Genomic DNA, 25,187 nt, shown 5'->3' with positions numbered 1-25,187 from the left:
GGGCTCTCTACTCGCTGCGTTAACGGAGGTTACTGATCAGGGCTGTCGATGGTCAGGGTCTGCAGCGCCGTCACATTGCTCGGCAACGGCTGGCTGCGGCCGATCCATTCGCCCGCCGTGGGTTGACCGGCGCGGGACACCCGGGCCACGAGTTGGACTTCGGCGAAGTTCGACAGTTTCAGCTGCGGCATCATCGCGTCGGCGTCGCTCAGCTCGACCTCCACCGGCAAGTCGGCCACGGTCACGCGCTTGACCGCCAGCGGCGCCGGCGGGCCTGACACCGCGCGGGCGAACACAAACACCGTGTCGCCCGGCTGGACCTTGGCTTTCAACGCCGCAGACAGCGTGACACGCACCTTCATGCGTGCGGCCTGCACCGCCAACGGCTGGGTGTCTTCCAGCTTGCCGCCGCTTTGCACGAGCTTGTCTTTGGCACGTTTGATCCCGCCTTCCAGCGCCCCACGGGAGGGATCGTCCGGCGGCAACACGGCCAGCAAACGCGTCCAGTAACTGACTGCCTGATCAAACTGCTGGCTTTCAAACGCGTTGATGCCCATCAAGCCCAGGCTGGTGACTTCCTTGGGATTGAGCTTCAGCGCTTCTTCGGCAATCCCCTGAATCTGCGGGCTCCAGGCCTTGTTGCCAGCGAAATACAGCGCCTGGGCCCATTGCCCCAGCAGTTCGGGCTGACGGCCGGCCAGCTTGGCCGCGCGCTCGAACATCCGCGCGGCATCGGCCGGGCGATCCTGGGCCATGTAGGTCCGCGCAAGGAAGTACGCGCTCTCGGCGGAATCCGGCTGCGCCTTGACCGCACGCTCCAGCCGCTCGGTCATCTGCGCCAGCGAACCCGGCGGCTGGGAGAACTCTCGGGTCAGCTCGACCTTGTCCGATGCGCCGAAATGCAGATACAGGCCCAACGCCAATACCGGGACCAGAATCGCGGCGAGCAGCGGCAGCGGCTTGCCCAGGCGCGAAACCCGCTCGCCCTCCACGCCTTCGGTGTCGGCGAGCAATTCACGGGCAGCCTCGGCACGAACGCCGTCCAGTTGCGCCACCGAGAGCACGCCCTCCTCCTGCTGCGCTTGCAGCTCGGCGATGCGCTCCTGATACAAGGCGACGTTGAGGGCGGTGCGATCTTCTTCAGTTTGTACGCGGCGGCCGCGCACCACCGGGATCAGCAGAAAACTCAGGGCCACCAGCAACAGCAGGCCGGCGGCCATCCAGAAATCGATCATTCGCGGTTTTTATCCAGCAAGTGGGCGAGGCGCTGACGCTCCTCGTCGGAAAGCACATCGGCGTCTTCGCGGCCTGAGCGACGGCGGCGCACGACGATCACACCAATCAACACCGCGCCAACCGCCAGCAGCCCGGCCGGGCCGAACCAGAGGAGCCAGGTGTGGGCATTGAGCTCGGGCTTGTAGCGCACGAACTCGCCATAGCGATCGACCATGAAATCGATGATCTGCTGATTGCTCCGGCCTTCGCCGAGCATGCGGTAGATCTCTTTGCGCAGGTCTGCGGCGATGGGCGCATTGGAATCGGCGATGTCCTGATTCTGGCATTTCGGGCAGCGCAGCTCGCGAGTCAGCTCGGTATAGCGGGCACGCTCGGCGTCGTCCTTGAAGGTGTAGGCATCAATCGCCGCCTGAGCAACACCTGCAAAACCGAGCGCCAACACCGCAGCAGCAGCCCATCGCCGCACTCCCTTGAGGAGCAAGCCAGCAGACACACCGCCGAACCCCTGTGGGAGCGAGCTTGCTCGCGAAGAGGCCCGACCAGCCGGCACATCATCGCGCCTGATCATGGCTTACCCTCATCCACCAGCGCCTGATACTGGCCCGCCAGCTTCTCGCGCCAGACCGTCTCGTCGATCACGCCGACATGCTTGTAGCGAATGACACCCTTGGCATCGATCAAAAAGGTCTCCGGCGCGCCATACACACCCAGATTCAACCCCAGGCTGCCGGCCTCATCGTTGATGTTCAGCTGATACGGGTCGTGAAACGCCTTGAGCCACTTCTGCGCCTCGGCATTAACGTCCTTGTAGTTGACGCCGTAGATCACCACGCCCTGTTGCGCCAGCTTGGTCAGCACCGGGTGCTCGACGCGGCAGGCCACGCACCAGGTGCCCCAGACGTTAACCAGTGCCGGTTTGCCAAGCAGGTCGGCGCGGGTCAGCGGCTTGCCGTCCTGCACCGCGGGCAGGCTGAACTCAGGGAAGGGTTTGCCGATCAGCGCCGACGGCAGTTCCGATGGATCCAGATACAAACCCCGGTACAGCAACCCCGCCATGCCGAGGAACAACACCAGCGGCGCCAGCAACATCCAGCGTTTCATACCGCCGCTCCCGTCATGCCCAGTGCGTCGCGCACTTTCGCGCGGACTTTGACGCGATATCGTTTATCCAGCGCCGCCAGCACCCCGCCCAGCGCGGTGATCAACCCGCCAAACCAGATCCAGCGCACGAACGGCTTGACGTGGACACGCACCGCCCACGCGCCGTTTTCCAGCGGTTCGCCCAGCGCCACGTACAGATCGCGGGTGAAACCGGCGTCGATACCGGCCTCGGTCATCATCGAACGCTGCACGGTGTACAGGCGTTTTTTCCGGGTGCAGCACGGTGATTTCCTTGCCGTCTTCCAGCACGCGAAGGGTACCGCGATCGGAGGTGAAATTCGGGCCCTGATAATGCTGAGCGCCCTCGAACACAAACGTGTAGCCGCCCAGGTCCACCGATTCTCCGGGGGCCATGCGCAGGTCACGTTCCGCGCTGTTCTGGCTGGACAGCACCACGCCCAGCGCCAGCACCGCGATGCCGAGGTGCGCCACTTGCATGCCCCAGTAACTGCGGGTCAGCGAACGCATGCCTTTGAGCAGGCCTTTGTGCCGCGTCTTGTCGAACAGGTCGCGCACGCCGGCCAGCAGCACCCAGGCCGCGAGCAAACAGGTGGCAAGCACCGCCCAGTGGAAGTCGGCCATGGCAAACCCGGCGATCACCGCCAGCACCGCGCTGCCCACCAACACCGGCGCGAGCATGCCCATAAGCCATTTGACCGGCGTGTCCTTCCATCGCACCAGCACGCCCACCGCCATCACCGCCATGAGCAAGCCCATCAGCGGCACGAACAACGCGTTGAAATACGGCGGGCCGACCGACATCTTCGCCCCGCTCAGCGCATCCAGCACCAGCGGGTACAGGGTGCCGAGCAGAATCATCGACGCGGCCACCACCAGCACCAGGTTATTGCCCAGCAGCAAAGTTTCCCGCGACCACAGGCCAAAACCGACGTGGCTCTTCACCACTGGCGCGCGGAGAGCGAACAGGGTCAGTGAGCCGCCGACCACCATCAGCAGAAAGATCAGGATGAACACGCCACGGGCCGGGTCGGAGGCGAAGGCATGGACCGACGTCAGCACGCCGGAGCGCACCAGGAAGGTGCCCAGCAGGCTCAACGAAAACGCCGCAATGGCCAGGAGCACGGTCCAGCTTTTGAACACGCCGCGCTTTTCGGTGACCGCCAGGGAGTGAATCAGCGCCGTGCCCACCAGCCATGGCATGAACGAGGCGTTTTCCACCGGGTCCCAGAACCACCAGCCGCCCCAGCCCAATTCGTAATAGGCCCACCACGAACCCAGGGTGATGCCAACGCCGAGGAAGGCCCAGGCGACGATGGTCCACGGCCGCGACCACCGCGCCCACGCTGCATCAAGACGACCGCCAAGCAACGCGGCGATGGCGAAGGCAAACGCCACGGAAAAACCGACATAACCCATGTACAGCATCGGCGGGTGAACGATCAGGCCAATGTCTTGCAGCAACGGGTTGAGGTCGCGCCCGTCCTGGGGAATCTGCGGCAGGATGCGGCTGAACGGGTTGGAGGTGAGGATCAGAAACAGCAGAAAGCCGACGCTGATCATGCCCATCACGGCCAGGACACGGGCGAGCATGACCTGGGGCAATTGCCGGGAAAAGATCGACACGGCGAAGGTCCAGCCACCGAGGATCAGCGCCCAGAGCAGCAACGAGCCTTCGTGCGCCCCCCACACGGCGCTGAACTTGTAGTACCAGGGCAGCGCGCTGTTGGAGTTTTCGGCGACGTAGGCCACGGAAAAGTCATCAACCATGAACGCGTGGGTCAGGCAGCCAAAGGCAAACACCAGAAAGGCAAACTGCCCCCATGCGGCGGGCTGGGCGAGGCTCATCCACAGGCGGTCGCCGCGCCAGGCGCCCATCAGCGGCACGACGGCCTGCACGATGGCGAAGCACAGGGCCAAAATCATGGCCAAGTGGCCGAGTTCGGGAATCATCGTTTACCCCTGTTTGTCCGGGAGAGCGGCGGGCGTGGCGGCGGGTGCGGGCTGGCCGCTGTCTTTCAGCGCTTTCGCGACTTCCGGCGGCATGTATTTCTCGTCGTGTTTGGCCAGCACTTCATCGGCGACAACCACGCCGTCGGCATTGAGCTTGCCGAGGGCGACGATCCCCTGCCCTTCACGGAACAGGTCCGGCAGGATGCCGCGATAGGTGATGGGCACCGACTTGTTGAAATCGGTGACGGCAAACGTCACGTCCAGGGAATCCGGCGAGCGCTGCAGCGAGCCCTGGACCACCATGCCGCCGGCGCGAATCCGCGTGTCACGGGGCGCTTCGCCGCTGGCGATCTGAGTCGGGGTGTAGAACAGGTTGATGTTTTCCTTCAGCGCGCTGAGTGCAAGGCTGACCGCGATGCCGACCCCGGCGAGGATCGCCAGGATGATCAACAGGCGCTTTTTTCGCAGCGGATTCACGTAATGCTCTCCCGGCGCAGACGGCGCGCCTCTTGTTGCAGGTAACGCCGACGCGCGAAAACCGGTGCCAGGACATTGATCGCCAGCACGGTGAAACAGATGCCATAGGCCGACCAGACATACAGCCCGTGCTTGCCCATGGCGAGAAAATCACTGAAAGACTCGAAGCTCATCGTTCGGCTCCGTGGCGAGGGGACGTGGTGTGGCCAAGGTGCTTCGCTACGGCCTCTTTGACCCAACCGGCGCGGGCCTCGCGCTTGAGCACGTCCAGGCGCATGCGCATCAGCAGCACCGCCCCGAAGAAGCAGTAAAACCCCAGCACGGTGAACAGCAGGGGCAGCCACATTTCAGCGGGCATGGCGGGCTTTTCCGTCAGGCTGAAGGTCGCGCCCTGGTGCAGGGTGCTCCACCACTCCACCGAGTATTTGATGATCGGGATGTTGATCACGCCGACAATCGCCAGCACGGCGCAGGCTTTGGCGGCGCTGTCGCGGTTGGTGATCGCGTTGCCCAGCGCGATCAGGCCGAAATACAGAAACAGCAGAATCAGCATCGACGTCAGCCGCGCGTCCCAGACCCACCACGACCCCCACGTCGGCTTGCCCCAGATCGCGCCGGTCACCAGCGCCAGGGCAGTCATCCACGCACCGATGGGCGCCGCGCATTGCAGGGCGACGTCGGCCATTTTCATCTTCCAGACCAGCCCGACCACGCCGCACACCGCCATCATCACGTAGCAGGACTGGGCCAGCATCGCTGCCGGCACGTGGATATAGATAATGCGAAAACTGTTGCCTTGCTGATAGTCCGGGGGCGCGAACGCCAGGCCCCAGACCACGCCAATGCCGATCAACAGCGCCGCAGCGATGCTCAGCCACGGCAGCAGACGGCCGCTGATGCCGTAAAACCATTTGGGCGAACCGAGTTTGTGGAACCAGGCCCAACTCATGCCGCCTTTAGCCTTGGCGCTTGTGTTCATCACGCTGCCTTTTCATCACGGTGCTCTTTATAACGGTGCGTCTCAGCACGAGTTGCTGTCAGGGCAAGGCGCTTCTTATGGCTGAAGCGTCCGTGACCTGCCGACGGAAAAACTGTCCGCTCGGTCAGGGTGCGATTATTCGCCAACGCTGATCTTCAAACCAGCGGCAATTGCAAAGGGCGTCAGGGTTACCGCCAGTGCGGTGAGGCTGCCAAGCCAAAGCAGATAACCGGTCGCGGGCATGCCCTCAAGGGCAGCCTGCAAGGCGCCGCTGCCGAGAATCAGCACCGGGATGTACAGCGGCAGAATCAACAGCGCCAACAGCAGACCGCCGCGCTTGAGCCCTACCGTCAAGGCCGCGCCCACCGCGCCAAGCAGGCTCAACACCGGTGTGCCCAGCAACAGCGACAGCAGCAACACCGGCAAACACGCGGTGGGCAGGCCGAGCATCAGTGCCAGCAGCGGGGACAGCAGAACCAGTGCCAGCCCGGAAAACGCCCAGTGCGCCAGCACCTTCGCCAGCACCAGCAGCGCCAGCGGTTGCGACGACAGCACCCATTGTTCGAGGGAGCCGTCTTCGAAATCACTGCGGAACAGGCCGTCCAGTGACAGCAGCACGGACAACAGCGCGGCCACCCACACCAACCCCGGCGACAGCCGCTGCAGCAGTTGCGTGTCAGGGCCGACGGCCAGGGGAAACAGGGCGATGACGATGGCGAAGAACACCAGCGGGTTGAGCAGTTCGGCCGGGCGCCGAAACAGCAGGCGCGCTTCGCGGGCGATCAACAGGGTGAACACGTGACTCATGCCGCCCACTGCCCCAGGTCCAGCTCGCGATAACCAGAGGGGGTGCGACTCAGCGTGTGGTGAGTGGTCAGGACCACGGCGCCGCCCTTTTCACAGTGAGCGGCCAGGTGCGCTTCCAGTTGGGCGACACCCTGCTTGTCCAGCGCCGTGAAGGGCTCGTCAAGCATCCACAGGCCGGGGCCCGGCAAATACAGGCGGGCCAGTGCCACCCGACGGCGCTGGCCGGCCGACAAGGTATGGCACGGCACGTCTTCAAACCCGCGCAGGCCGACCGCTTCGAGGGCGCGCCAGATCTCGGCGGCCGCCACGGGGGTGTGCAGTGCGCAGAGCCAGGCGAGGTTCTCCAGGGGTGTGAGCACGTCTTTGATGCCGGCGGCGTGGCCGATCCACAGCAGGTGGCGGGTCAGTTCGCTACGCTGGCTGGCAAGGGGCTTGCCGTCGAGGAGCACATCGCCGGCGGTGGGCTGCATCAGTCCGCACAACAGGCGCAGCAGGCTGGTCTTGCCGCTGCCGTTGGGGCCGCTGATCTGCACCATGTCGCCCGCGCTCAGCCGCAATTCGAGATGCTCGAACAGCAGGCGCCAGTCACGCTCGCAAGTCAGCGCCACGGCTTCAAGAACGGGGATCGGCATCGGGACCTTCTTTTCGGTAGCAGCGGCACGGCGGTTCAAGTCGGGATCATGACGGCCGTTATACTGGTGCAGCTTAACGGTGGACCGCCGACGCAGTCGGTGCCGGATTATACATACCCGGGCCCGCCACCCAGAGCGCAAATTCACCGAGTCGGGATCTGATGACAGGCGATATACCCAATCTTTCTCCAGTAAACGTGGCCACGGCCTTGCTGCGCGCAGGTGTGCCGGCGGGCGAAGTGCTCAAGCTGATGGAGCCGCGCGAAGGGCTGTTGTCCTCAGGTCAGGTGGCCAGCGCTGAAGTGGTGAGCCTCAAGCAACTGGGGCAGGACTTTCAGCTCTTGCTCAAACTGACCATGGACAACGGCCGGCAAACCACCCTGCCCGTCAGCAGTTCGCTGCCGCTGACGCCGGGCACCAGCGTCAACGTCGCCCAGGGCTCGGCCGACACCCTGACCATCAGCGTGCAGGACCTGCAGAAAGCCGCCACCAACAGCCTGACCAGCATCGACACGCGGCAACTGCCCGCTGGCACGCTGCTGCAAGGCAAAGTGCTGACCACTCAGGTGGCGGCGCAGAATGTCGCGCAGTTGGCGGGGCAATCCCCCGGGCAATCGTCGGGCGGGGCGCAGCCGGCGAATTACCGCTCCATCGTCATCCTGCTCAACACGGCCCTGGCCGGCACCAGCCTGACCGTCGACAGCCCGCAGCCGTTGCGGGTCGGCAGTCTGCTCAGCGCCCAGGTGCAGAACAGTCAGGCGCTGAATTTCGTCGCCCTGCCCAATCGTCTGGATGAACTGGCCCTGGCGCAGCAGTTGTCGACACAACAAAGCCGGCAGGGCTCGCTGCAGGGCCTGATCACCGCCCTGCAGAACCTGCCGCCACCGGCCGATGGCGACAACCTTTCGCCGTCACTGCGGGCCAGCATCGAGCAACTGTTGGCCGATCTGCCGGACGTCCCGCAGATGACCACTGCCAAGGGCGTGGCCCAGGCGCTGAATGCCAGCGGCCTGTTCATGGAACCGCGTTTGCTGGCCGGGCAGAACCCGACGCTGGTGCCGGACATGAAAGCCAACCTGCTGCGCCTGATCACGCAAATTCTGCCGGGCCTGCCGGACAGCGTCAGTTACAGCGCTGCCGCCGCCGGCAACACCCTGGCGCGGGCGATGCCCAGCGTGTTGCGCAGCGCCTTCGGCACCTTGGGGCTGGTGGCGCCGCCGAGCGAAACGATCAACTTCCCATTACCACCGCGCACCCTCGGCCATCCGGAAAGCAAAGACGATCTGGAGATGCTGTTGAAACTGGCGGCGGGGGCGATATCGCGGCTGCAGAGCCATCAGTTGGGTGGCCTGAAGCAAACCCGGACCCATGCCGACGGCACCCAGGTGACCACCTGGCAGCTGGAGATCCCGATGCGCAACGCCCACGACATCGTGCCGTTGCAGGTCAAGGTTCAGCGCGAGGAGACGCCCGAGCGCGATGAGCATGCCGATACGCCGGCGCAGGAAGCCAGGGAGCGAGAAAAACTCTGGCGGCTGGAGTTGGCGTTTGATCTGGAGCCTCTCGGCCCGTTGCACGTGCAGGCGCAACTGATTGCCGGCAGCATCGCCAGCCAGTTATGGGCTGAACGCGAAGGCAGCGCCGAGTTGATTTCCAGCGAGCTGGGCAATCTGCGTGCGCGCCTGGTGGCATGCGGTCTGAACGTCAAGGAACTGGAATGCAATCGCGGCGTACCGCCCCAGGGGCCACGCGCCGTGCTCGAACAACGCTGGATCGACGAGAACGCCTGATGAGCAGACCCGAACAGACACCGCGTCAGGCCATTGCCCTCAGCTACGACGGCCACCAGGCCCCGACGCTGACGGCCAAGGGCGACGACACCCTGGCGGAAGCCATTCTGGCGATTGCCAGGGAGTACAAGGTGCCGATCTACGAAAACGCCGAACTGGTGAAAATGCTCGCCCGCCTGGAACTGGGCGACAGCATTCCTCAGGAGCTGTACCTGACCATCGCGGAAATCATCGCGTTTGCCTGGCACTTGAAAGGCAAGTTTCCGGTGGGCTTTGACCCGAATGCAGGGCCGGTGGAGCGGGATATCACCCCTCGGTGAAATATGCACGGCGCCTTAACGGACGCCTTCCCGGCTAAAGCCGGTCCCACTAAAAAACGCGTACCCGGCAGGACCGGCTTCAGCCGGGAAGACATCAGTCGCATCATCCGGAATTCGCGATTCCCGCCATTCAGGCGCCCCGATTGCCGCCATGCATCTTGGTCATCAGCTGCGCTTCGGCCTGGGTCAGGCCGCAGGATTGGGTGAGCTCGTCGATGCTGGCGCCCATCCCGACCAGGCGGGCGGCCTGGGCGAAGGACAGCGTGGAAGGATCGCGCTGCTCGAGGGCAGTGATCTTGTCCGGCAGCAGGGCGATGGTGGAACGCAACTCGTGCAGTTCCTCACCCATTTTCACCGTGCCACCCTGGTAATTTTCCAGGCGCCGGGCCAGCTCACGGATGCGCTGATCACGCAGCGAATCCGCTTCCAGCTGCTGCACGGCCAGCGTGCGCAAGCGTTTGGTGTGGGCCATGAACATCGCGACGCTCGCGACCCACAACACCGCCAGAAAAATGACCGCTACATCAAGAATCAATCAGATGTTCTCCAGCTCGGACCACTCTTCCTCGGACATCATCTTGTCCAGTTCCACGAGGATCAGCAGTTCGCCGTTCTTGTTGCACACGCCCTGGATGAATTTGGCGGATTCGTCGTTGCCCACGTTCGGCGCGGTTTCGACTTCCGACTGACGCAGGTAAACCACTTCAGCCACGCTATCGACCAGGATCCCGACCACTTGCTTGTCGGCCTCGATGATCACGATACGCGTGTTGTCGCTGACTTCAACCGGCGGCAGACCAAAGCGCTGACGGGTGTCGATGACAGTGACGACGTTGCCGCGCAGGTTGATGATCCCCAGCACGTAGCTTGGCGCGCCCGGGACCGGTGCGATCTCGGTGTAGCGCAGCACTTCCTGAACCTGCATCACGTTGATGCCATACGACTCATTGTCCAGGCGGAAGGTGACCCATTGCAGAATCGGATCTTCGGAACCCTGTGCTGACGACTTCTTCATACCCCTAACCCCTTGCGTGTTGTGCCGTGCGGTCGACGATTCGTACGCCGGCCTGTGTTTATGTGATGTGCGTGATGACTGATGCTATTTGCGCGTGTGCATGTGCTTGACCGCGCCACTGGCGATCAGCTCGGCCAGCTCGGAAACGTCCAGCAGCGCACACATGTGCTCGATCACCGTCCCGGCAAGCCAGGGCCGCTGACCACGGTGGGTGCGCCATTTGATTTCATTGGGGTCCAGGCGCAACGAGCGGCTGACCTGGTGCACGGCCAGCCCCCATTCATAGCCCTGAACCGAGATCACGTATTGCAGGCCCTGACGGAAATCGTCGCGGTACCGGTCCGGCATGATCCAGCGCGCGGTGTCCAATACCTTCAGGTTGCCCGCCTGGCTGGGCAGGATCCCGAGGAACCAGTCCGGCTGGCCGAACAGCGGCGTCAGATCATGGCCCGCCAGTGGGTAAATCGAACCCAGACACACCAGCGGCACCGCGAGGGTCAGACCGGCGACGTCGAACAGCAGGCATTCGAACGGCTCGGCAGCCCAGGCCGGGCGCTCATCGCCGGTGGGCGGAGGCGTCGGTGTGCGCTGGGCAGACAGATGCACGTCAACCACCGGCTCGACCAGGGCCACTGGTGGTTCTTCCACCACCCGGGCCTCAAGGGCCGGGCTCTCAACCGCAGGCTCGACCTCCGGCATGATGACCGGCGGCAGAATCACCGGTGGCATCACCACTGGCCGTTCCATCACCCGCGCGGCGGCCGGTTCAGGCTGAGCCGTATAGGCCAGCGACACCGGCGCAGGCCGGCTCATCGGAGCTGGCTGGGACGCCGGCAGCCCAGGGGGCAACGCGGCAGCCACAGCCGCCGCTACCGCGGAACGCATGCGTGCGTCATGGGCCTGCTCTTCGAGCACGGCCGCTTGAAATTCATCGACGGACTCGACGACCTGCAACTCCTCGGTCGCGTCAAACAGCAACGCGTCAAGGTAGTTCTGCAGCGCCAGTTGTGGTCGTGTAGCGATGTCCAGGGGGCGGTTCATACGGGAGCCCGAAAAGTAGTGATGCGATTGCCGCCTGAAACAGATATCGGCTGCATAGCCGATGGACTTGAGCGTGCAGACGCGCCGCTCGACAAATAATGATCAGCGGACACTCAGGCCACCTGCCCGACAAGCTGTTCGGTGAGCATGTGTTTGAGCAACGCGCGGTAGGCCAGCACGCCACGGCTCTTGTTGTCGAACTGCGAAGGCGTCACGCCGGCGCGGCTGGCATCGCGCAACCGCGTGTCGACCGGAATGAACGCATTCCAGACGTGGTCCGGATAACTGTCACGCAGCAGCTTGAGGGTGCTCATCGACGCCTGGGTGCGGCGGTCGAACAGCGTCGGGACGATGGTGTACGGCAGCGGCACCTTGCGCGAACGATTAATCATCGCCAGCGTATTGACCATCCGCTCCAGGCCCTTCACCGCCAGGAATTCAGTCTGCACCGGGATCGCCAGTTGCTGGCTCGCCGCCAGGGCGTTGACCATCAACACGCCGAGCAACGGCGGGCTGTCGATGATCGCGTAATCGAAGTCCTGCCACAGCTGCGCCAGACTCTTGGCAATCACCAGCCCCAGGCCGCTCTGCCCCGGCGACTGGCGCTCAAGGGTGGCCAGCGCGGTGCTCGACGGCAGCAGGGAAATACGTTTGTCACTGGTCGGCAGCAGCAGCTGGCCAGGCAACCCTTCAGGCACCACGCCCTTGTTGAGGAACAGGTCGAAGCTGCTGTGTTCCAGCGTATCGGGATCTTGCCCGAAATAGCTGGTCATCGAGCCATGGGGATCGAGATCCACCACGACCACGCGCTTGCCCGCCTCTGCCAGCAAGCCGGCTAAAGCGATGGAGGTGGTGGTCTTGCCGACCCCGCCTTTCTGATTGGCTACTGCCCAGACTCTCATGTACTCGTTTTCCCCCCGACCAAAGCGACGACCGGGTTTAAGGGGCAGATGACGAAGATTTGACGCCTTGCGGCGGCTTGGCCGGGACCGGTGCAGTTTGTGTGCCAGCACGGCGCAGCGCAGCATCCGGTTTTGCATTGGCCGTGGTGCCCGAGCCCGTGAGGCTGCGGCGCACGTCCAGGTTGCGCGAGATCACCAGCACCACGCGGCGGTTGCGCGCGCGGCCGTCAGCGGTGGCGTTGGAGGTCAGCGGCTGAAATTCGCCGTAACCGACCGAGGCCAGCCGCGCCGGGTTGATCCCGTCCATGGCCAGCATGCGCACGATGCTCGATGAACGCGCCGACGACAGCTCCCAGTTGGTCGGGAACTGCCCGGTGTTGATCGGCTGGTTATCGGTGAAGCCTTCGACGTGTACGGGGTTGTCGAACGGCTTGATGATTTTCGCGACCTTGTCGATCAGGTCGAACGCCTGGTTGCTCGGCATCGCGTCGCCGCTGCCGAACAGCAGACTGGAGTTGAGCTCGATCTCGATCCACAGCTCATTGCCACGCACGGTCATCTGCTTGGAAGCGATCAGGTCACCGAACGCCGCGTTGACGTCATCGGCAATCGATTTCAGCGGGTCGTCCGCAGCCTGACCCAGGGCGGCGTCGGTCTGGTCGCTGTCCTGAACCAGCGGGTCGGCGGGTCGTACGGTCTGCGGTTTCTGCTCGCCAATGGGGATCGGCCTGACACTGCGCTCAGGCTCATTGAAGACCCCGACCAGCGCCTCGGAGAGCACCTTGTATTTGCCTTCGTTCAGCGACGAGATGGAATACATGACCACGAAAAAAGCGAACAGCAAGGTGATGAAGTCCGCGTAGGACACCAGCCAGCGTTCGTGATTTTCGTGCTCTTCGTGGCGACGTCGGCGGGCCATCAGTCCATCACTCCATGAAGCCTTGCAGCTTCAGTTCGATCGAGCGCGGGTTCTCGCCTTCGGCAATCGAGAGCAGGCCTTCGAGGAGCATTTCGCGGTAGCGCGACTGGCGGATCGCCACGGCCTTGAGCTTGTTCGCCACCGGCAGAAGAAACAGGTTGGCAGACGCTACGCCATAAATGGTGGCAATAAACGCGACAGCGATACCGCTGCCCAGTTGATTGGGGTCGGCCAGGTTGCCCATCACATGGATCAGGCCCATGACGGCGCCGATGATGCCTATCGTGGGCGCATAGCCGCCCATGCTTTCGTAGACCTTCGCGGCCTGAATGTCGCGGCTTTCCTGGGTGATGAAGTCCACTTCCAGAATGCCGCGAATGGCCGCCGGTTCAGCGCCGTCGACCAGCAGTTGCAGGCCTTTGCGTGAATAGGCATCGGGCTCCGAGTCCGCCACGGCTTCGAGGCCCAGCAGGCCCTCTTTGCGCGCAGTGAGACTCCAGGACACGACGCGATCAATGCCGCCGGCCAGGTCGATGCGTGGCGGAAACAGAATCCAGATGAAGATCTGCATCGCCCGCTTGAACGCGCTCATGGGCGTCTGCACCAGGCAGGCCGCCAGCGTACCGCCAAGCACGATCAGCGCGGCCGGGCCGTTGAGCAAGGCGCCCAGATGCCCGCCTTCCAGGAAGTTGCCGCCAATGATCGCGACGAACGCCAGGATGATCCCTATGAGCGTCAAGACATCCATCAGCTGCAGGCCTCCACCAGGTGGCGCCCGATGTCGTCGAGGCTGTAAACGGCGTCGGCCAGTTCGGCTTTGACGATCGCCATGGGCATGCCGTAAATCACGCAGCTGGCTTCGTCCTGCGCCCAGATCTGGCTGCCGCTCTGCTTGAGCAGACGCGCGCCTTCACGGCCGTCAGCGCCCATCCCGGTGAGGACGACGGCGAGGACTTTGTCACTGTAGGATTTCGCCGCCGAGCCGAAGGTGATGTCGACGCACGGCTTGTAGTTCAGGCGCTCGTCGCCCGGCAGGATTTTCACCGCGCCGCGACCGTCGACCATCATCTGTTTGCCACCCGGGGCCAGCAGTGCCAGACCGGGACGCAGGAGGTCGCCGTCCTCGGCTTCCTTGACGCTGATGCGGCAGAGCTTGTCGAGGCGCTCGGCGAAGGCTTTGGTGAACGCGGCCGGCATGTGCTGGATCAGCACGATGGGCGCCGGGAAATTGGCCGGCAGTTGGGTCAGCACCCGCTGCAAGGCGACCGGGCCACCGGTGGACGTGCCGATCGCGACCAGTTTGTAGGCTTTGCGCTTGGGCGCAGCCGACGTCGGCGCGTGGTGATGGGACGCCGGTGCATGATGCTGCGGCGCTGGCGCGGCTGTACGCAGAGGCGCAGGGGCTGGCGCCGAACGTGACGGGCTCGGTGCGGCAGACGTGCTGCGCGGTGCCGGCGTTGAGGCGGAAGGTGCCGCTGCCGGCGCTGCGGCAGGCGTGCTGGTGTAACCACCGAAACGACGGTTGCTGCGGGAAATGCTGTGTACTTTCTCGCACAGCATCTGTTTGACCTTCTCTGGGTTGCGCGAGATGTCTTCGAAGTTTTTCGGCAGGAAATCCACGGCGCCAGCGTCCAGCGCATCGAGGGTGACTCGGGCGCCTTCGTGGGTCAGGGAGGAGAACATCAACACCGGGGTCGGGCAGCGCTGCATGATGTGACGGACCGCGGTAATGCCATCCATCATCGGCATTTCGTAGTCCATGGTGATCACGTCGGGCTTGAGGGCCAGGGCTTGTTCAATGGCTTCCTTGCCATTGGTGGCGGTACCGACCACCTGAATCGTGGGATCTGAAGAGAGAATTTCCGAAACACGACGTCGGAAAAAACCCGAGTCGTCCACGACGAGAACCTTGACTGCCATAAACACTCCAAAGAGCGCGCGCCACCCCTGAGGGTCGGCGCGCCCTGAATCACGTAGCTTGGGTCACATTGGCGATACGGGACAGGCCAGTGAGACCGGTTTTCGCGCTTAAAACAGGACCGGGTCTATTTGTAGGACCGGCTTTAGCCGGGAAAGCGTGAGATGTCACACCGCAAAATCCATGGTGTCCATACCGGCCCTTTCCCGGCTAAAGCCGGTCCTACTGAGAAGGCGTCGGGTTTCACACCACAAAATCGAGGGTGTTCACCCTGCCCTCTTCCCGGCTGAAGCCGGTCCTACAGAACATCGAAAGCCGCCTGCTTAAGCCGATCCTGCCTAACCAATCCGTCGTGCCGCGTAGCGCTTGAGCATGCTCGGGACATCGAGAATCAGTGCGATGCGACCGTCACCGGTGATGGTGGCGCCCGACATGCCCGGCGTACCTTGCAGCATCTTGCCCAGCGGCTTGATGACCACTTCTTCCTGGCCGACCAACTGATCCACCACGAAGCCGATGCGTTGCGTGCCGACCGACAGGATCACCACGTGACCTTCGCGCTGCTCCTCGTGAGCCGCCGAACTGACCAGCCAGCGCTTGAGGTAGAACAGTGGCAGCGCCTTGTCGCGGACGATGACCACCTCCTGACCGTCGACGACGTTGGTGGTCGACAGGTCCAGGTGGAAGATCTCGTTGACGTTGACCAGCGGGAACGCGAAGGCCTGATTGCCCAGCATGACCATCAGCGTCGGCATGATCGCCAGGGTCAGCGGGACCTTGATGACGATCTTCGAGCCCAAGCCCTTGGTCGAATGGATGTTGATCGAGCCGTTGAGCTGGGAGATCTTGGTTTTCACCACGTCCATGCCCACGCCACGCCCGGACACATCGGAAATCTCGGTCTTGGTCGAGAAGCCCGGTGCGAAGATCAGGTTGTAGCAGTCGGTGTCGCTGAGGCGATCCGCTGCGTCCTTGTCCATCACGCCACGCTTGACCGCGATCGCACGCAGGACCGCAGGGTCCATGCCTTTGCCGTCATCGGAAATCGACAGCAGGATGTGATCGCCTTCCTGTTCGGCCGAGAGAATCACACGACCGTTCCGGGCCTTGCCCGACGCCTCGCGCTCTTCAGGCGACTCGATACCGTGGTCGACCGCGTTGCGCACCAAGTGGACCAGCGGGTCGGCCAGGGCTTCGACGAGGTTTTTGTCCAGGTCGGTTTCTTCACCCACCAGTTCAAGGCTGATTTCTTTCTTCAACTGACGCGCCAGATCGCGAACCAGTCGCGGGAAGCGACCGAACACTTTCTTGATCGGCTGCATGCGGGTCTTCATGACCGCGGTCTGCAGGTCAGCAGTCACCACGTCCAGATTGGACACGGCCTTGGACATGGCTTCATCGGCGCTGTTGGCGCCCAGGCGCACCAGGCGGTTACGCACCAGCACCAGTTCACCGACCATGTTCATGATTTCGTCCAGCCGCGCGGTGTCGACGCGCACGGTGGTTTCGGCTTCAGCCGGCGGTTTTTCGCTGGCCGCCGGAGCAGCAGCACGCGCCGGAGCAGGCGCAGAGGCAGGCGTCGCTTTGGCCGGTGCCGCCGCAGCAGGCGTCGGTTTGGCGGGTTCGGCTTTGGCCACGGGCTCAGGCTTGTTGACCGGTGCAGCAGGCGCAGCCGGTGCCGCGGCGGCCACCGCAGGTTCGAACTTGCCTTTGCCGTGCAACTGGTCCAGCAGGTCTTCGAATTCGTTGTCGGTGATTTCGTCCGAGGCCGCCGCTTTCGACGGGGCCGCAGGTGCAACCGGCGCGGCAGGCGCAGCGGCAGCAGGAGCAGCATGAGCCGCGGCGTCAGGAGCAGCAGTACCAACGGCATCCGGCGAGAACGAGCCTTTGCCATGCAACTGATCCAGCAGCGACTCAAATTCGTCGTCAGTGATTTCGTCACTGGCCGGTGCGGCAGACGGCGTCACGGCCGCCGGCGGTTGCACGGCATCGACGGCGAACTGGCCTTTGCCATGCAACTGATCGAGGAGTGATTCGAATTCAGCGTCGGTGATTTCATCGCTGGCCGCAGCGCCCGCCGGTGTAGCGGGAGCCGCTGCGGCAGGTGCGGCTGCCGCAGGGGCAGAGGCAACCGGTGCAGGACCGCCCGCCGCTTGCGCCTTGACGGCGTTCAGCGAATCCAGAAGCTGTTCGAATTCAAGGTCGGTGATGTCTTCGGACGGCGCTTCAGCCACCGGCTCTTCGACCACCGGGGCTGCAGCCACTTCCTCTTGCGAAGCAGGCTCGGCCAGGCGAGCCAGCGCGGCCAGCAATTCAGGTGTGGCGGGGGTAACGCTGGAGCGCTCGCGCACTTGACCGAACATGCTGTTGACGGTGTCGAGTGCTTCAAGGACCACGTCCATGAGCTCCGAGTCGACGCGGCGTTCACCCTTGCGCAGGATGTCGAACACGTTCTCGGCGATATGACAGCATTCAACCAGCTCGTTGAGCTGGAGGAAGCCGGCGCCCCCTTTTACAGTGTGAAAACCGCGAAAAATTGCATTGAGCAGGTCCGCATCGTCCGGCCGGCTTTCCAGCTCGACCAACTGCTCTGACAACAGCTCGAGAATCTCGCCGGCCTCTACCAGAAAATCCTGAAGGATTTCTTCATCGGCGCCGAAGCTCATTGGGGGGTGCTCCTAAAATTAACCGTCAAACCGATCCGGAGGCTGCACTGACGGCCTGCGCGCATTGCTTTCGTCGAAGCATTGGCGCGCGGGTCCAGCAGCCACTTTCACAGAAAACCTGAAGACCGAGACAGAATGACCGAATCAGAATCCGAGGCTGGATAGCAGATCGTCAACATCATCCTGTCCGGATACAACGTCTTCACGTTTATCGGCATGAATCTGCGGACCTTCACCCTTGGAGTGAAGTTTTTCTTGTTCTTTTTGCTGACGGAACATTTCCTGGTCGTGCTCGATGCCCGCGAAGCGGTCCACCTGGCTCGCCATGAGCACCAGCTTGAGCAGATTGCGCTCGACTTCGGTGACCAGCGTGGTCACGCGCTTGATCACCTGACCGGTGAGGTCCTGGTAATCCTGAGCGAGCAGAATGTCGTTCAGGTGCGCGGAGACTTCGGTGGTCTCTTTCTCGCTGCGGGTCAGGAACACATCGACGCGGCGGGCCAGATCACGGAACTCTTCGGCGCTGATTTCGCGGCGCATGAAGCGTCCCCAATCGGCGCTCAACGCCTTGGCGTCGTCACTGAGCCCGTGCATCAACGGCGTGCTCTGCTCCACCAGGTCCATGGTCCGGTTGGCCGCGTTTTCGGTCAGCCTGACCACGTACGACAGCCGCTCGGTGGCGTCGGTGATCTGGGAGACCTCCTCGGCCTGGGGCATGTTCGGGTCGATCTGGAAGTTGACGATCGCGCTGTGCAGCTCGCGCGTCAGTTTGCCGACTTCCTGATACAGGCCGCGGTCGCGGGTCTGGTTAAGCTCATGGATCAGTTGCACGGCGTCGCCGAACTTGCCTTTTTCAAGGCTCGCGACCAGCTCTTGTGCGTGTTTCTTCAGGGTTGACTCAAAGTCACCCATTGTCGAATCTTTGGAATCCATAGCGCCCTCGCAGCGGACATCAGCTATTGACGCGCTCAAATATTTTTTCGATTTTTTCTTTGAGCACTTGCGCGGTGAACGGCTTCACCACGTAGCCGTTCACACCGGCCTGAGCGGCTTCGATGATCTGCTCGCGCTTGGCTTCGGCAGTCACCATCAGCACCGGCAGACTGCGCAGACGCTCGTCGGCACGCACCTGACGCAACAGGTCGATGCCGGACATGCCCGGCATGTTCCAGTCAGTGACGAGGAAGTCAAAAGCGCCGCTTTGCAGCATGGGCAATGCGGTGAGTCCGTCATCTGCTTCGGCCGTGTTGGTGAACCCAAGGTCACGCAACAGGTTTTTTATGATCCGCCGCATCGTTGAGAAGTCATCAACGATGAGGATTTTCATGTTCTTGTCCAATTCGACCTCCAAGCAGTCTTTAACGCGTTCAGCACCTGAACGCGCGTCCAATCAATACCGGCTGTGCCGAACATGAAAAAGGGATTTCAATCGACCGGAACGAGCGCAGCGAAACCGGATCATCTACGACCCGGTTCGACCGACTCCTGCCGTGTCTCTTTTGCTTCCCGCTCACGTCTTGCACAGCCGGTCTTACAAGCAAAACACGCAGGCCTCATGGCCTGCGCCTGATTCACGAACGTGCGCGCCACTCGCCAAGACGACCGCGCAACCGCGCCGCGCATTGACTGTGCAGCTGGCTGACACGCGATTCGCTGACCCCCAGGACCTCACCGATTTCCTTGAGGTTCAGCTCTTCGTCGTAGTACAGCGACAAGACCAGGCGTTCACGTTCGGGCAAGTTGGCGATCGCCTCGGCCAGCGCGGCCTGGAAGCGCTCGTCTTCCAGATCCCGCGACGGTTCGAGGGACTGGCTCGCGCCGTCCTCGTGCAGCCCTTCGTGTTCGCCGTCCTGCAACAGGTCGTCGAAACTGAACAGGCGGCTGCCCAGGGTATCGTTCAAAATCCCGTAGTAATCGTCGAGACTCAATTCAAGTTCGGCAGCAACCTCGTGATCTTTAGCGTCACGGCCGGTTTTTGCTTCGATTGCACGAATCGCGTCGCTGACCATGCGCGTGTTGCGGTGGACCGAGCGCGGTGCCCAGTCCCCCTTGCGCACTTCGTCGAGCATCGCGCCACGGATACGAATACCCGCGTACGTCTCGAAACTGGCCCCTTTGGTGGAGTCGTATTTGGTCGAGACTTCAAGCAAGCCAATCATGCCCGCCTGAATCAAATCCTCGACCTGCACACTGGCCGGCAGACGCGCCAGCAAGTGGTAGGCGATTCGTTTGACCAGCGGTGCATAACGCTCGATCAGCTCATACTGGGAGTCTTTGGACGATTTGCTGTACATGCGATAGCCACTTGCTGTCATGAGACGGGCCCTGCGCTGGTGTGATGCACGAGGCGTTCTACGAAAAATTCCAGGTGACCGCGCGGGTTCGCCGGCAGCGGCCAGGTGTCGACTTTCTGCGCGATGGCCTTGAACGCCAGGGCACATTTGGAACGCGGAAACGCTTCGTACACGGCGCGCTGTTTCTGCACGGCCTTGCGTACGCATTCGTCGTACGGCACGGCGCCTACATACTGCAGGGCCACGTCGAGAAAACGGTCGGTGACTTTCGTCAGCTTGGCGAAGAGGTTGCGCCCTTCCTGCGGGCTCTGGGCCATGTTGGCCAGGACGCGGAAGCGGTTCATGCCGTAATCGCGGTTGAGCAGTTTGATCAGGGCGTAGGCGTCGGTGATCGACGTGGGCTCGTCGCACACCACCAGCAGCACTTCCTGGGCGGCGCGGACAAAGCTCACGACCGACTCGCCGATGCCGGCGGCCGTATCAATGACCAGCACATCGAGGTTGTCGCCGATGTCACTGAAAGCCTGAATCAGCCCGGCATGCTGCGCCGGGGTCAGGTGGACCATGCTCTGGGTGCCCGATGCCGCCGGCACGATGCGTACGCCGCCCGGGCCCTGCAGCAGGACATCGCGCAGCTCGCACCGCCCTTCGATGACGTCAGCCAGGGTGCGCTTGGGGGTCAGACCCAACAATACGTCGACGTTGGCCAGACCCAGATCGGCGTCCAGCAGCATGACGCGACGTCCCAGCTCGGCCAGCGCCAGTGAAAGATTCACTGAAACGTTGGTCTTGCCTACGCCACCTTTGCCACCGGTCACCGCGATAACCTGTACGGGATGCATGCTGCCCATGTTAATTGTTTACCTTGTCTTGCTTAGACCTAAGCCACATGTCGGGCTGCACGTTCAGTGCCTGAACAATGCCTGGCAGACCATCGATGCAGGAAAATTCCACTGTCATTTCTCTACCTAGCCCGCACGCTTGCCGGTGCTGTGATAAAGATCCGCAAACATATCCGCCATCGCTTCCTCGCTAGGCTCTTCCTGCATCTGCACACTCACAGCCCGGCTCACCAATTGGTGCCGACGCGGCAAATGCAGATCATCCGGTATCCGTGGGCCATCCGTGAGATAGGCCACAGGCAGTTCGTGTGTCACGGCCAGGCTGAGCACTTCGCCGAGGCTGGCCGTTTCGTCGAGCTTGGTCAGGATGCACCCGGCCAGGCCGCAACGTTTGTAACTGTGATAAGCCGCTGACAACACCTGCTTCTGGCTGGTTGTTGCCAGCACCAGGTAGTTGCGCGCCTTGATGCCACGGCCGGCGAGGGTTTCCAGTTGCAGACGCAGTGCCGGATCGCTGGCTTGCAGGCCGGCGGTGTCGATCAACACCACGCGCTTGCGCAACAGCGGCTCCAGCGCCTGTGCCAGGGACTGGCCCGGGTCGACGTGGGTGACCGGTACATTGAGGATCCGGCCCAGGGTTTTAAGCTGTTCCTGAGCGCCAATGCGGAAACTGTCCATGCTCACCAGCGCGATATTTTGCGCGCCGTATTTCAACACATATCGGGCCGCCAGTTTAGCCAGCGTGGTGGTTTTACCCATGCCGGCAGGGCCGACCATGGCAATCACACCGCCCTCCTCCAGTGGCTCGATGTCCGGCGTGGCAATCATGCGGGCCAGATGGGCCAGCAGCATGCGCCAGGTGTGAGCCTGATCACCGGATTCCGGGACCATCGCCAAGAGATCGCGAGACAGTGGGCCGGAGAGACCAACGCGTTGCAGACGGCGCCACAGGTTGGCCTGCTGCGGACGGCTGCCTTGCAGCTGGTTCCAGGCCAGCGAGCCCAGCTGGACTTCCAGCAGTTCGCGCAGGCCGTTCAATTCGGAGCGCATCGCTTCGTAGGCACGGTCGCCGACGGCAGGCTCGGCGTTGCGTTCGGCACGCTCGGCGGCAACAGCGGCGTGGACCGACGGGCGAAACGGTTCTTCCAGGGTCGGTTCGATCTGCTTGCTGTCATCCATCGCCAGACCGACGAACAACTGGCGATTGGCGACAGTGTCCAGCTCGCTGCGGTGGGTCAGCTCCGCCTGGGCGGTGACGATGCGCGACTGAGTCTTGCGCAGCTCTTCTTCGAGTTCGATGTTCGGCACACGGGGGGCCAGCGCAGACAACTTGTAGTCCAGGGCCGCGGTCAGTTCCACGCCGCCGGCGATCCGCCGGTTCCCGATGATGGCGGCTTCAGCGCCCAGCTCATCGCGAACCAGTTTCATGGCTTGTCGCATATCGGCGGCGAAAAAACGCTTAACTTGCATGACTCACTACCTCAGCCGTTAGGCCCGACAGTCGCTACGATGGTGACTTGCTTATTGTCAGGAATTTCCTGGTAAGCCAAAACATGCATATTCGGTACAGCCAACCGTCCAAAGCGAGACAACATGGCGCGAACCGGACCTGCGACCAACAAAATAACCGGCTGCCCCTGCATCTCCTGACGCTGCGCCGCTTCGATCAACGAGCGCTGAAGTTTCTCAGCCATGCTCGGTTCGAGGAGAACGCCTTCTTCCTGACCCTGACCTGCCTTCTGCAGACTATTTAGCAATATCTGTTCCAACCTTGGTTCAAGGGTGATCACAGGCAGCTCCGGCTCAATGCCGACAATGCTTTGGACGATTGCGCGGGACAATCCGACCCGTACTGCAGCCACCAGCGCGGCGGTATCTTGACTACGCGCAGCGTTGTTGGCGATGGCCTCGGCGATGGAGCGGATGTCGCGAACCGGTACCTGTTCGGCGAGCAGCGCCTGCAGCACCTTCAGCAGGGCCGACAGCGACAGCACACCCGGGACCAGCTCTTCCGCCAGTTTTGGCGATCCCTTGGCCAGCAGGGTCATCAATTGCTGGACTTCCTCGTGGCCGATCAGTTCATGAGAGTGCTTGTAGAGAATCTGGTTCAAGTGGGTCGCCACCACGGTACTGGCGTCCACCACGGTGTAACCGAGGGATTGCGCCTGGGCGCGCTGGCTGATTTCGATCCACACGGCCTCCAGTCCAAACGCCGGGTCTTTGGCAGTGATGCCGTTGAGGCTGCCAAATACCTGGCCGGGGTTGATGGCCAGTTCGCGGTCGGGGTAGATCTCGGCTTCGGCCAGGGTCACGCCCATGAGCGTCAGGCGATAGGCGCTGGGCGCCAGGTCGAGGTTGTCGCGAATGTGCACGGTCGGCATGAGGAAGCCCAGCTCCTGGGAGAGCTTCTTGCGTACGCCCTTGATCCGCGCCAGCAATTGACCACCCTGGTTGCGGTCCACCAGCGGAATCAGGCGGTAACCGACTTCCAGGCCGATCATGTCGATCGGGGTGACGTCGTCCCAGCCCAGCTCCTTGGATTCCTGCGCACGGGTCGGCGATGGCAGCAGCTCTTGTTGACGCTTGACCTCCTGCACCGCCGCGAGCTTGACCTGGTTCTCTTTCTTCCACAGCAGGTAGGCGCCGCCGGCGGCGACCAGGCCGAGGCTGATGAAGGAGAAGTGCGGCATGCCCGGGACCAGGCCCATGACGATCATGATCCCGGCGGACACAGCGAGTGCCTTGTGGGAGGCGAACATCTGGCGGCCCACCAGCTTGCCCATTTCTTCCGAACCGGACGCACGGGTCACCATGATCGCGGCCGCAGTGGACAGCAGCAGTGATGGCAATTGCGCCACCAAACCGTCACCGATGGTCAGCAGCGCGTAGACCTTGCCGGCGTCGCCGAAGGTCATGCCGTGTTGCAGGATGCCCACCAGCATGCCGCCGATGAGGTTGATGAAGAGGATGAGCAGGCCGGCGATGGCGTCACCGCGGACGAATTTGCTGGCACCGTCCATGGAGCCGTAGAACTCGGCTTCCTGGGCGACTTCGAGGCGACGGCGTTTGGCTTCGGGCTGGTCGATGAGGCCGGCGTTGAGGTCGGCGTCGATGGCCATCTGTTTGCCGGGCATGGCGTCGAGGGTGAAGCGCGCGCTCACTTCGGAGATGCGCCCGGCACCTTTGGTGACGACGACGAAGTTGATGATCATGAGGATGGCGAAGACGACGATACCGACGACGTAGTTGCCGCCGATGACGACTTCACCAAACGCCTGAATGACTTTACCGGCGGCGGCGTGGCCGTCCTGGCCGTGGAGCATGACGACGCGGGTGGAGGCGACGTTGAGGGCCAGTCGCAGCAGGGTGGCGACGAGGAGGATGGTCGGGAATACGGAGAAGTCGAGGGGCCGCAGGGCGTAGATACAGACGAGCAGGACGACGATGGACAGGGCGATGTTGAAGGTGAAGAAGACGTCCAGGAGGAACGGCGGCATGGGCAGCATCATCATGGCGAGCATGACGAGGAGCAGTAGCGGTACGCCAAGTTGTCCACGGCCCAGGCCGATCAATCCGGTTCTGGCGTGGGAGATGAGTTGTGAGCGTTCCACCGATGGGCACCTGCGCGTTAAATCAATCTTTTGACGCCGAAGCGTTGTATCGGGGTTATTGCAAGAAGGGGTCCAACATTTGACAGTGGGTTGAAAATATCAGAGTGCCAGTATTCAGATCCGCGATTTCCGTCGGGTGCCGGATGAGTCAAGATCAAAGGCATCTGCCTAACGGCAGACATTTCGCCTTCGGCGAGTTACTTGGAAAAGCACCCCAAGTAACCAAAGGTGCTTGCTCCTGGTTGGGCCCCTCCGTCGTCGGGGTTCCTTCACTCCGGTCCCGCTCCGTGGGCCCGCCGCCATCCGCCATCCATGGCGGGGGGGCGGCTCTCGCCGCATCCATGCGGCTCGGCCTACTCCGCGAGACCTGCGTTCAGCCTGCACCCAAGTCGCGATGGGTGGTGTCTGGACTTTTTGTGCATGAAGATCAGAAGCGCGCTTACGCTTGGTAGGACCGGTTTTAGCCGGGAATAGGCCTGTGTGACCACCACCAATTTCACTGAATGCACGCGCTGCTTTTTGTGGGACCGGCTTTAGCCGGAAAGGCGTCAGGTGGGACACCGCAAGCCTGGCGTCCCGCACCCACGGCTGATCGCCTTGAGGGCGGCTCGAGGGGACTGGGGCGGCTCGAGGGGACTGATTTCTTTACAGCGCTTCACCGTAAAT

At 62.7% G+C, this 25,187-nt stretch carries 24 protein-coding genes and 1 pseudogene; 2 read left to right on the top strand and 23 right to left on the bottom strand.

Annotated elements, in window-relative coordinates; genetic code table 11:
* Positions 1-29: 29 nt before the first annotated feature.
* From ccmI to ccmA, 9 genes and pseudogenes are all read right to left on the bottom strand, one after another.
* A complete protein-coding gene (gene ccmI / locus M1E04_RS08675; RefSeq protein WP_456292761.1) occupies positions 30-1,235 on the bottom strand; it encodes a c-type cytochrome biogenesis protein CcmI in 1,206 nt (401 codons plus the stop codon).
* Positions 1,232-1,702 (bottom strand): cytochrome c-type biogenesis protein, encoded by a 471-nt coding sequence (locus tag M1E04_RS08670; protein ID WP_065987328.1) that lies wholly within the window; start codon positions 1,700-1,702, stop codon positions 1,232-1,234. Before M1E04_RS08670 ends, ccmI begins: the two co-directional genes overlap by 4 nt.
* A 98-nt stretch (positions 1,703-1,800) precedes the next feature.
* Positions 1,801-2,337 carry a DsbE family thiol:disulfide interchange protein gene (locus tag M1E04_RS08665; protein ID WP_192130047.1) on the bottom strand — a complete coding sequence of 179 codons (537 nt, stop codon included), beginning with the start codon at positions 2,335-2,337 and terminating at the stop codon, positions 1,801-1,803.
* A pseudogene (locus M1E04_RS08660) lies at positions 2,334-4,308 on the bottom strand (heme lyase CcmF/NrfE family subunit). Before M1E04_RS08660 ends, M1E04_RS08665 begins: the two are co-directional and overlap by 4 nt.
* A 3-nt stretch (positions 4,309-4,311) precedes the next feature.
* Positions 4,312-4,785 (bottom strand): cytochrome c maturation protein CcmE, encoded by a 474-nt coding sequence (ccmE, locus tag M1E04_RS08655; protein WP_369319317.1) that lies wholly within the window; start codon positions 4,783-4,785, stop codon positions 4,312-4,314.
* Positions 4,782-4,958 (bottom strand): heme exporter protein CcmD, encoded by a 177-nt coding sequence (gene ccmD / locus M1E04_RS08650; RefSeq protein ID WP_065987324.1) that lies wholly within the window; start codon positions 4,956-4,958, stop codon positions 4,782-4,784. Before ccmD ends, ccmE begins: the two co-directional genes overlap by 4 nt.
* Complete coding sequence (locus M1E04_RS08645) at positions 4,955-5,734, bottom strand: heme ABC transporter permease (protein ID WP_456293165.1); 780 nt, start codon at positions 5,732-5,734, stop codon at positions 4,955-4,957. Before M1E04_RS08645 ends, ccmD begins: the two co-directional genes overlap by 4 nt.
* Positions 5,735-5,899: 165 nt before the next feature.
* Positions 5,900-6,571 (bottom strand): heme exporter protein CcmB, encoded by a 672-nt coding sequence (gene ccmB / locus M1E04_RS08640; RefSeq protein ID WP_122536817.1) that lies wholly within the window; start codon positions 6,569-6,571, stop codon positions 5,900-5,902.
* Complete coding sequence (ccmA, locus tag M1E04_RS08635; protein WP_192130044.1) at positions 6,568-7,203, bottom strand: cytochrome c biogenesis heme-transporting ATPase CcmA; 636 nt, start codon at positions 7,201-7,203, stop codon at positions 6,568-6,570. The genes ccmB and ccmA overlap by 4 nt, the downstream gene beginning before the upstream one ends.
* Positions 7,204-7,364: 161 nt before the next feature.
* On the opposite strand from ccmA, the gene fliK reads away from it, so the two are divergent.
* Together fliK and M1E04_RS08625 are read left to right on the top strand one after the other, a co-directional pair.
* Positions 7,365-8,993 (top strand): flagellar hook-length control protein FliK, encoded by a 1,629-nt coding sequence (gene fliK, locus M1E04_RS08630; RefSeq protein WP_456292760.1) that lies wholly within the window; start codon positions 7,365-7,367, stop codon positions 8,991-8,993.
* Positions 8,993-9,313, top strand: a complete 321-nt coding sequence (locus tag M1E04_RS08625) for an EscU/YscU/HrcU family type III secretion system export apparatus switch protein (protein ID WP_065987321.1) — start codon at positions 8,993-8,995, stop codon at positions 9,311-9,313. Before fliK ends, M1E04_RS08625 begins: the two co-directional genes overlap by 1 nt.
* 130 nt (positions 9,314-9,443) lie before the next feature.
* Here M1E04_RS08625 and M1E04_RS08620 read toward each other — a convergent pair whose 3' ends face one another.
* The 14 genes from M1E04_RS08620 to flhA all read right to left on the bottom strand — a co-directional run bounded on the left by M1E04_RS08620 (position 9,444) and on the right by flhA (position 24,521).
* Entirely contained in the window at positions 9,444-9,848 is a 405-nt protein-coding gene (locus M1E04_RS08620) for a DUF2802 domain-containing protein (RefSeq protein WP_456292759.1), read from the bottom strand.
* Entirely contained in the window at positions 9,849-10,328 is a 480-nt protein-coding gene (locus M1E04_RS08615) for a chemotaxis protein CheW (protein ID WP_065987319.1), read from the bottom strand.
* An 84-nt stretch (positions 10,329-10,412) separates the two neighbouring features.
* Positions 10,413-11,369, bottom strand: coding sequence for a CheW domain-containing protein (locus M1E04_RS08610; protein ID WP_369319320.1), 957 nt, complete (start codon positions 11,367-11,369; stop codon positions 10,413-10,415).
* Positions 11,370-11,482: 113 nt separating this feature from the next.
* Positions 11,483-12,271, bottom strand: coding sequence for a ParA family protein (locus tag M1E04_RS08605; RefSeq protein ID WP_065987317.1), 789 nt, complete (start codon positions 12,269-12,271; stop codon positions 11,483-11,485).
* Between the two features lie 37 nt (positions 12,272-12,308).
* On the bottom strand, positions 12,309-13,190 hold the full coding sequence (motD, locus tag M1E04_RS08600; RefSeq protein ID WP_065987316.1) for a flagellar motor protein MotD: 882 nt from the start codon (positions 13,188-13,190) through the stop codon (positions 12,309-12,311).
* Positions 13,191-13,197: 7 nt separating this feature from the next.
* Positions 13,198-13,938, bottom strand: a complete 741-nt coding sequence (locus tag M1E04_RS08595; RefSeq protein WP_065987315.1) for a flagellar motor protein — start codon at positions 13,936-13,938, stop codon at positions 13,198-13,200.
* Positions 13,938-15,110: a protein-glutamate methylesterase/protein-glutamine glutaminase gene (locus M1E04_RS08590; RefSeq protein ID WP_456292758.1), complete on the bottom strand. Its 1,173-nt coding sequence runs from the start codon at positions 15,108-15,110 to the stop codon at positions 13,938-13,940. The genes M1E04_RS08595 and M1E04_RS08590 overlap by 1 nt, the downstream gene beginning before the upstream one ends.
* 336 nt (positions 15,111-15,446) lie before the next feature.
* Positions 15,447-17,774 carry a chemotaxis protein CheA gene (locus M1E04_RS08585; protein WP_456292757.1) on the bottom strand — a complete coding sequence of 776 codons (2,328 nt, stop codon included), beginning with the start codon at positions 17,772-17,774 and terminating at the stop codon, positions 15,447-15,449.
* Between the two features lie 144 nt (positions 17,775-17,918).
* On the bottom strand, positions 17,919-18,707 hold the full coding sequence (locus M1E04_RS08580) for a protein phosphatase CheZ (RefSeq protein ID WP_065987312.1): 789 nt from the start codon (positions 18,705-18,707) through the stop codon (positions 17,919-17,921).
* A 19-nt stretch (positions 18,708-18,726) separates the two neighbouring features.
* Positions 18,727-19,101, bottom strand: a complete 375-nt coding sequence (locus M1E04_RS08575; protein WP_172612850.1) for a chemotaxis response regulator CheY — start codon at positions 19,099-19,101, stop codon at positions 18,727-18,729.
* A 244-nt stretch (positions 19,102-19,345) separates the two neighbouring features.
* Positions 19,346-20,089: an RNA polymerase sigma factor FliA gene (fliA, locus tag M1E04_RS08570; RefSeq protein WP_065987311.1), complete on the bottom strand. Its 744-nt coding sequence runs from the start codon at positions 20,087-20,089 to the stop codon at positions 19,346-19,348.
* Positions 20,086-20,919 (bottom strand): flagellar synthesis regulator FleN, encoded by an 834-nt coding sequence (gene fleN, locus M1E04_RS08565; protein WP_037011520.1) that lies wholly within the window; start codon positions 20,917-20,919, stop codon positions 20,086-20,088. The genes fliA and fleN overlap by 4 nt, the downstream gene beginning before the upstream one ends.
* 117 nt (positions 20,920-21,036) lie before the next feature.
* A complete protein-coding gene (gene flhF / locus M1E04_RS08560) occupies positions 21,037-22,380 on the bottom strand; it encodes a flagellar biosynthesis protein FlhF (protein WP_065987310.1) in 1,344 nt (447 codons plus the stop codon).
* Between the two features lie 11 nt (positions 22,381-22,391).
* Positions 22,392-24,521 carry a flagellar biosynthesis protein FlhA gene (flhA, locus tag M1E04_RS08555; RefSeq protein ID WP_065987309.1) on the bottom strand — a complete coding sequence of 710 codons (2,130 nt, stop codon included), beginning with the start codon at positions 24,519-24,521 and terminating at the stop codon, positions 22,392-22,394.
* Positions 24,522-25,187 lie beyond the last annotated feature (666 nt).

It is taken from the genome of Pseudomonas sp. AK106 (assembly GCF_053903055.1).
This window is presented reverse-complemented; position numbering and strand designations above follow the sequence as displayed.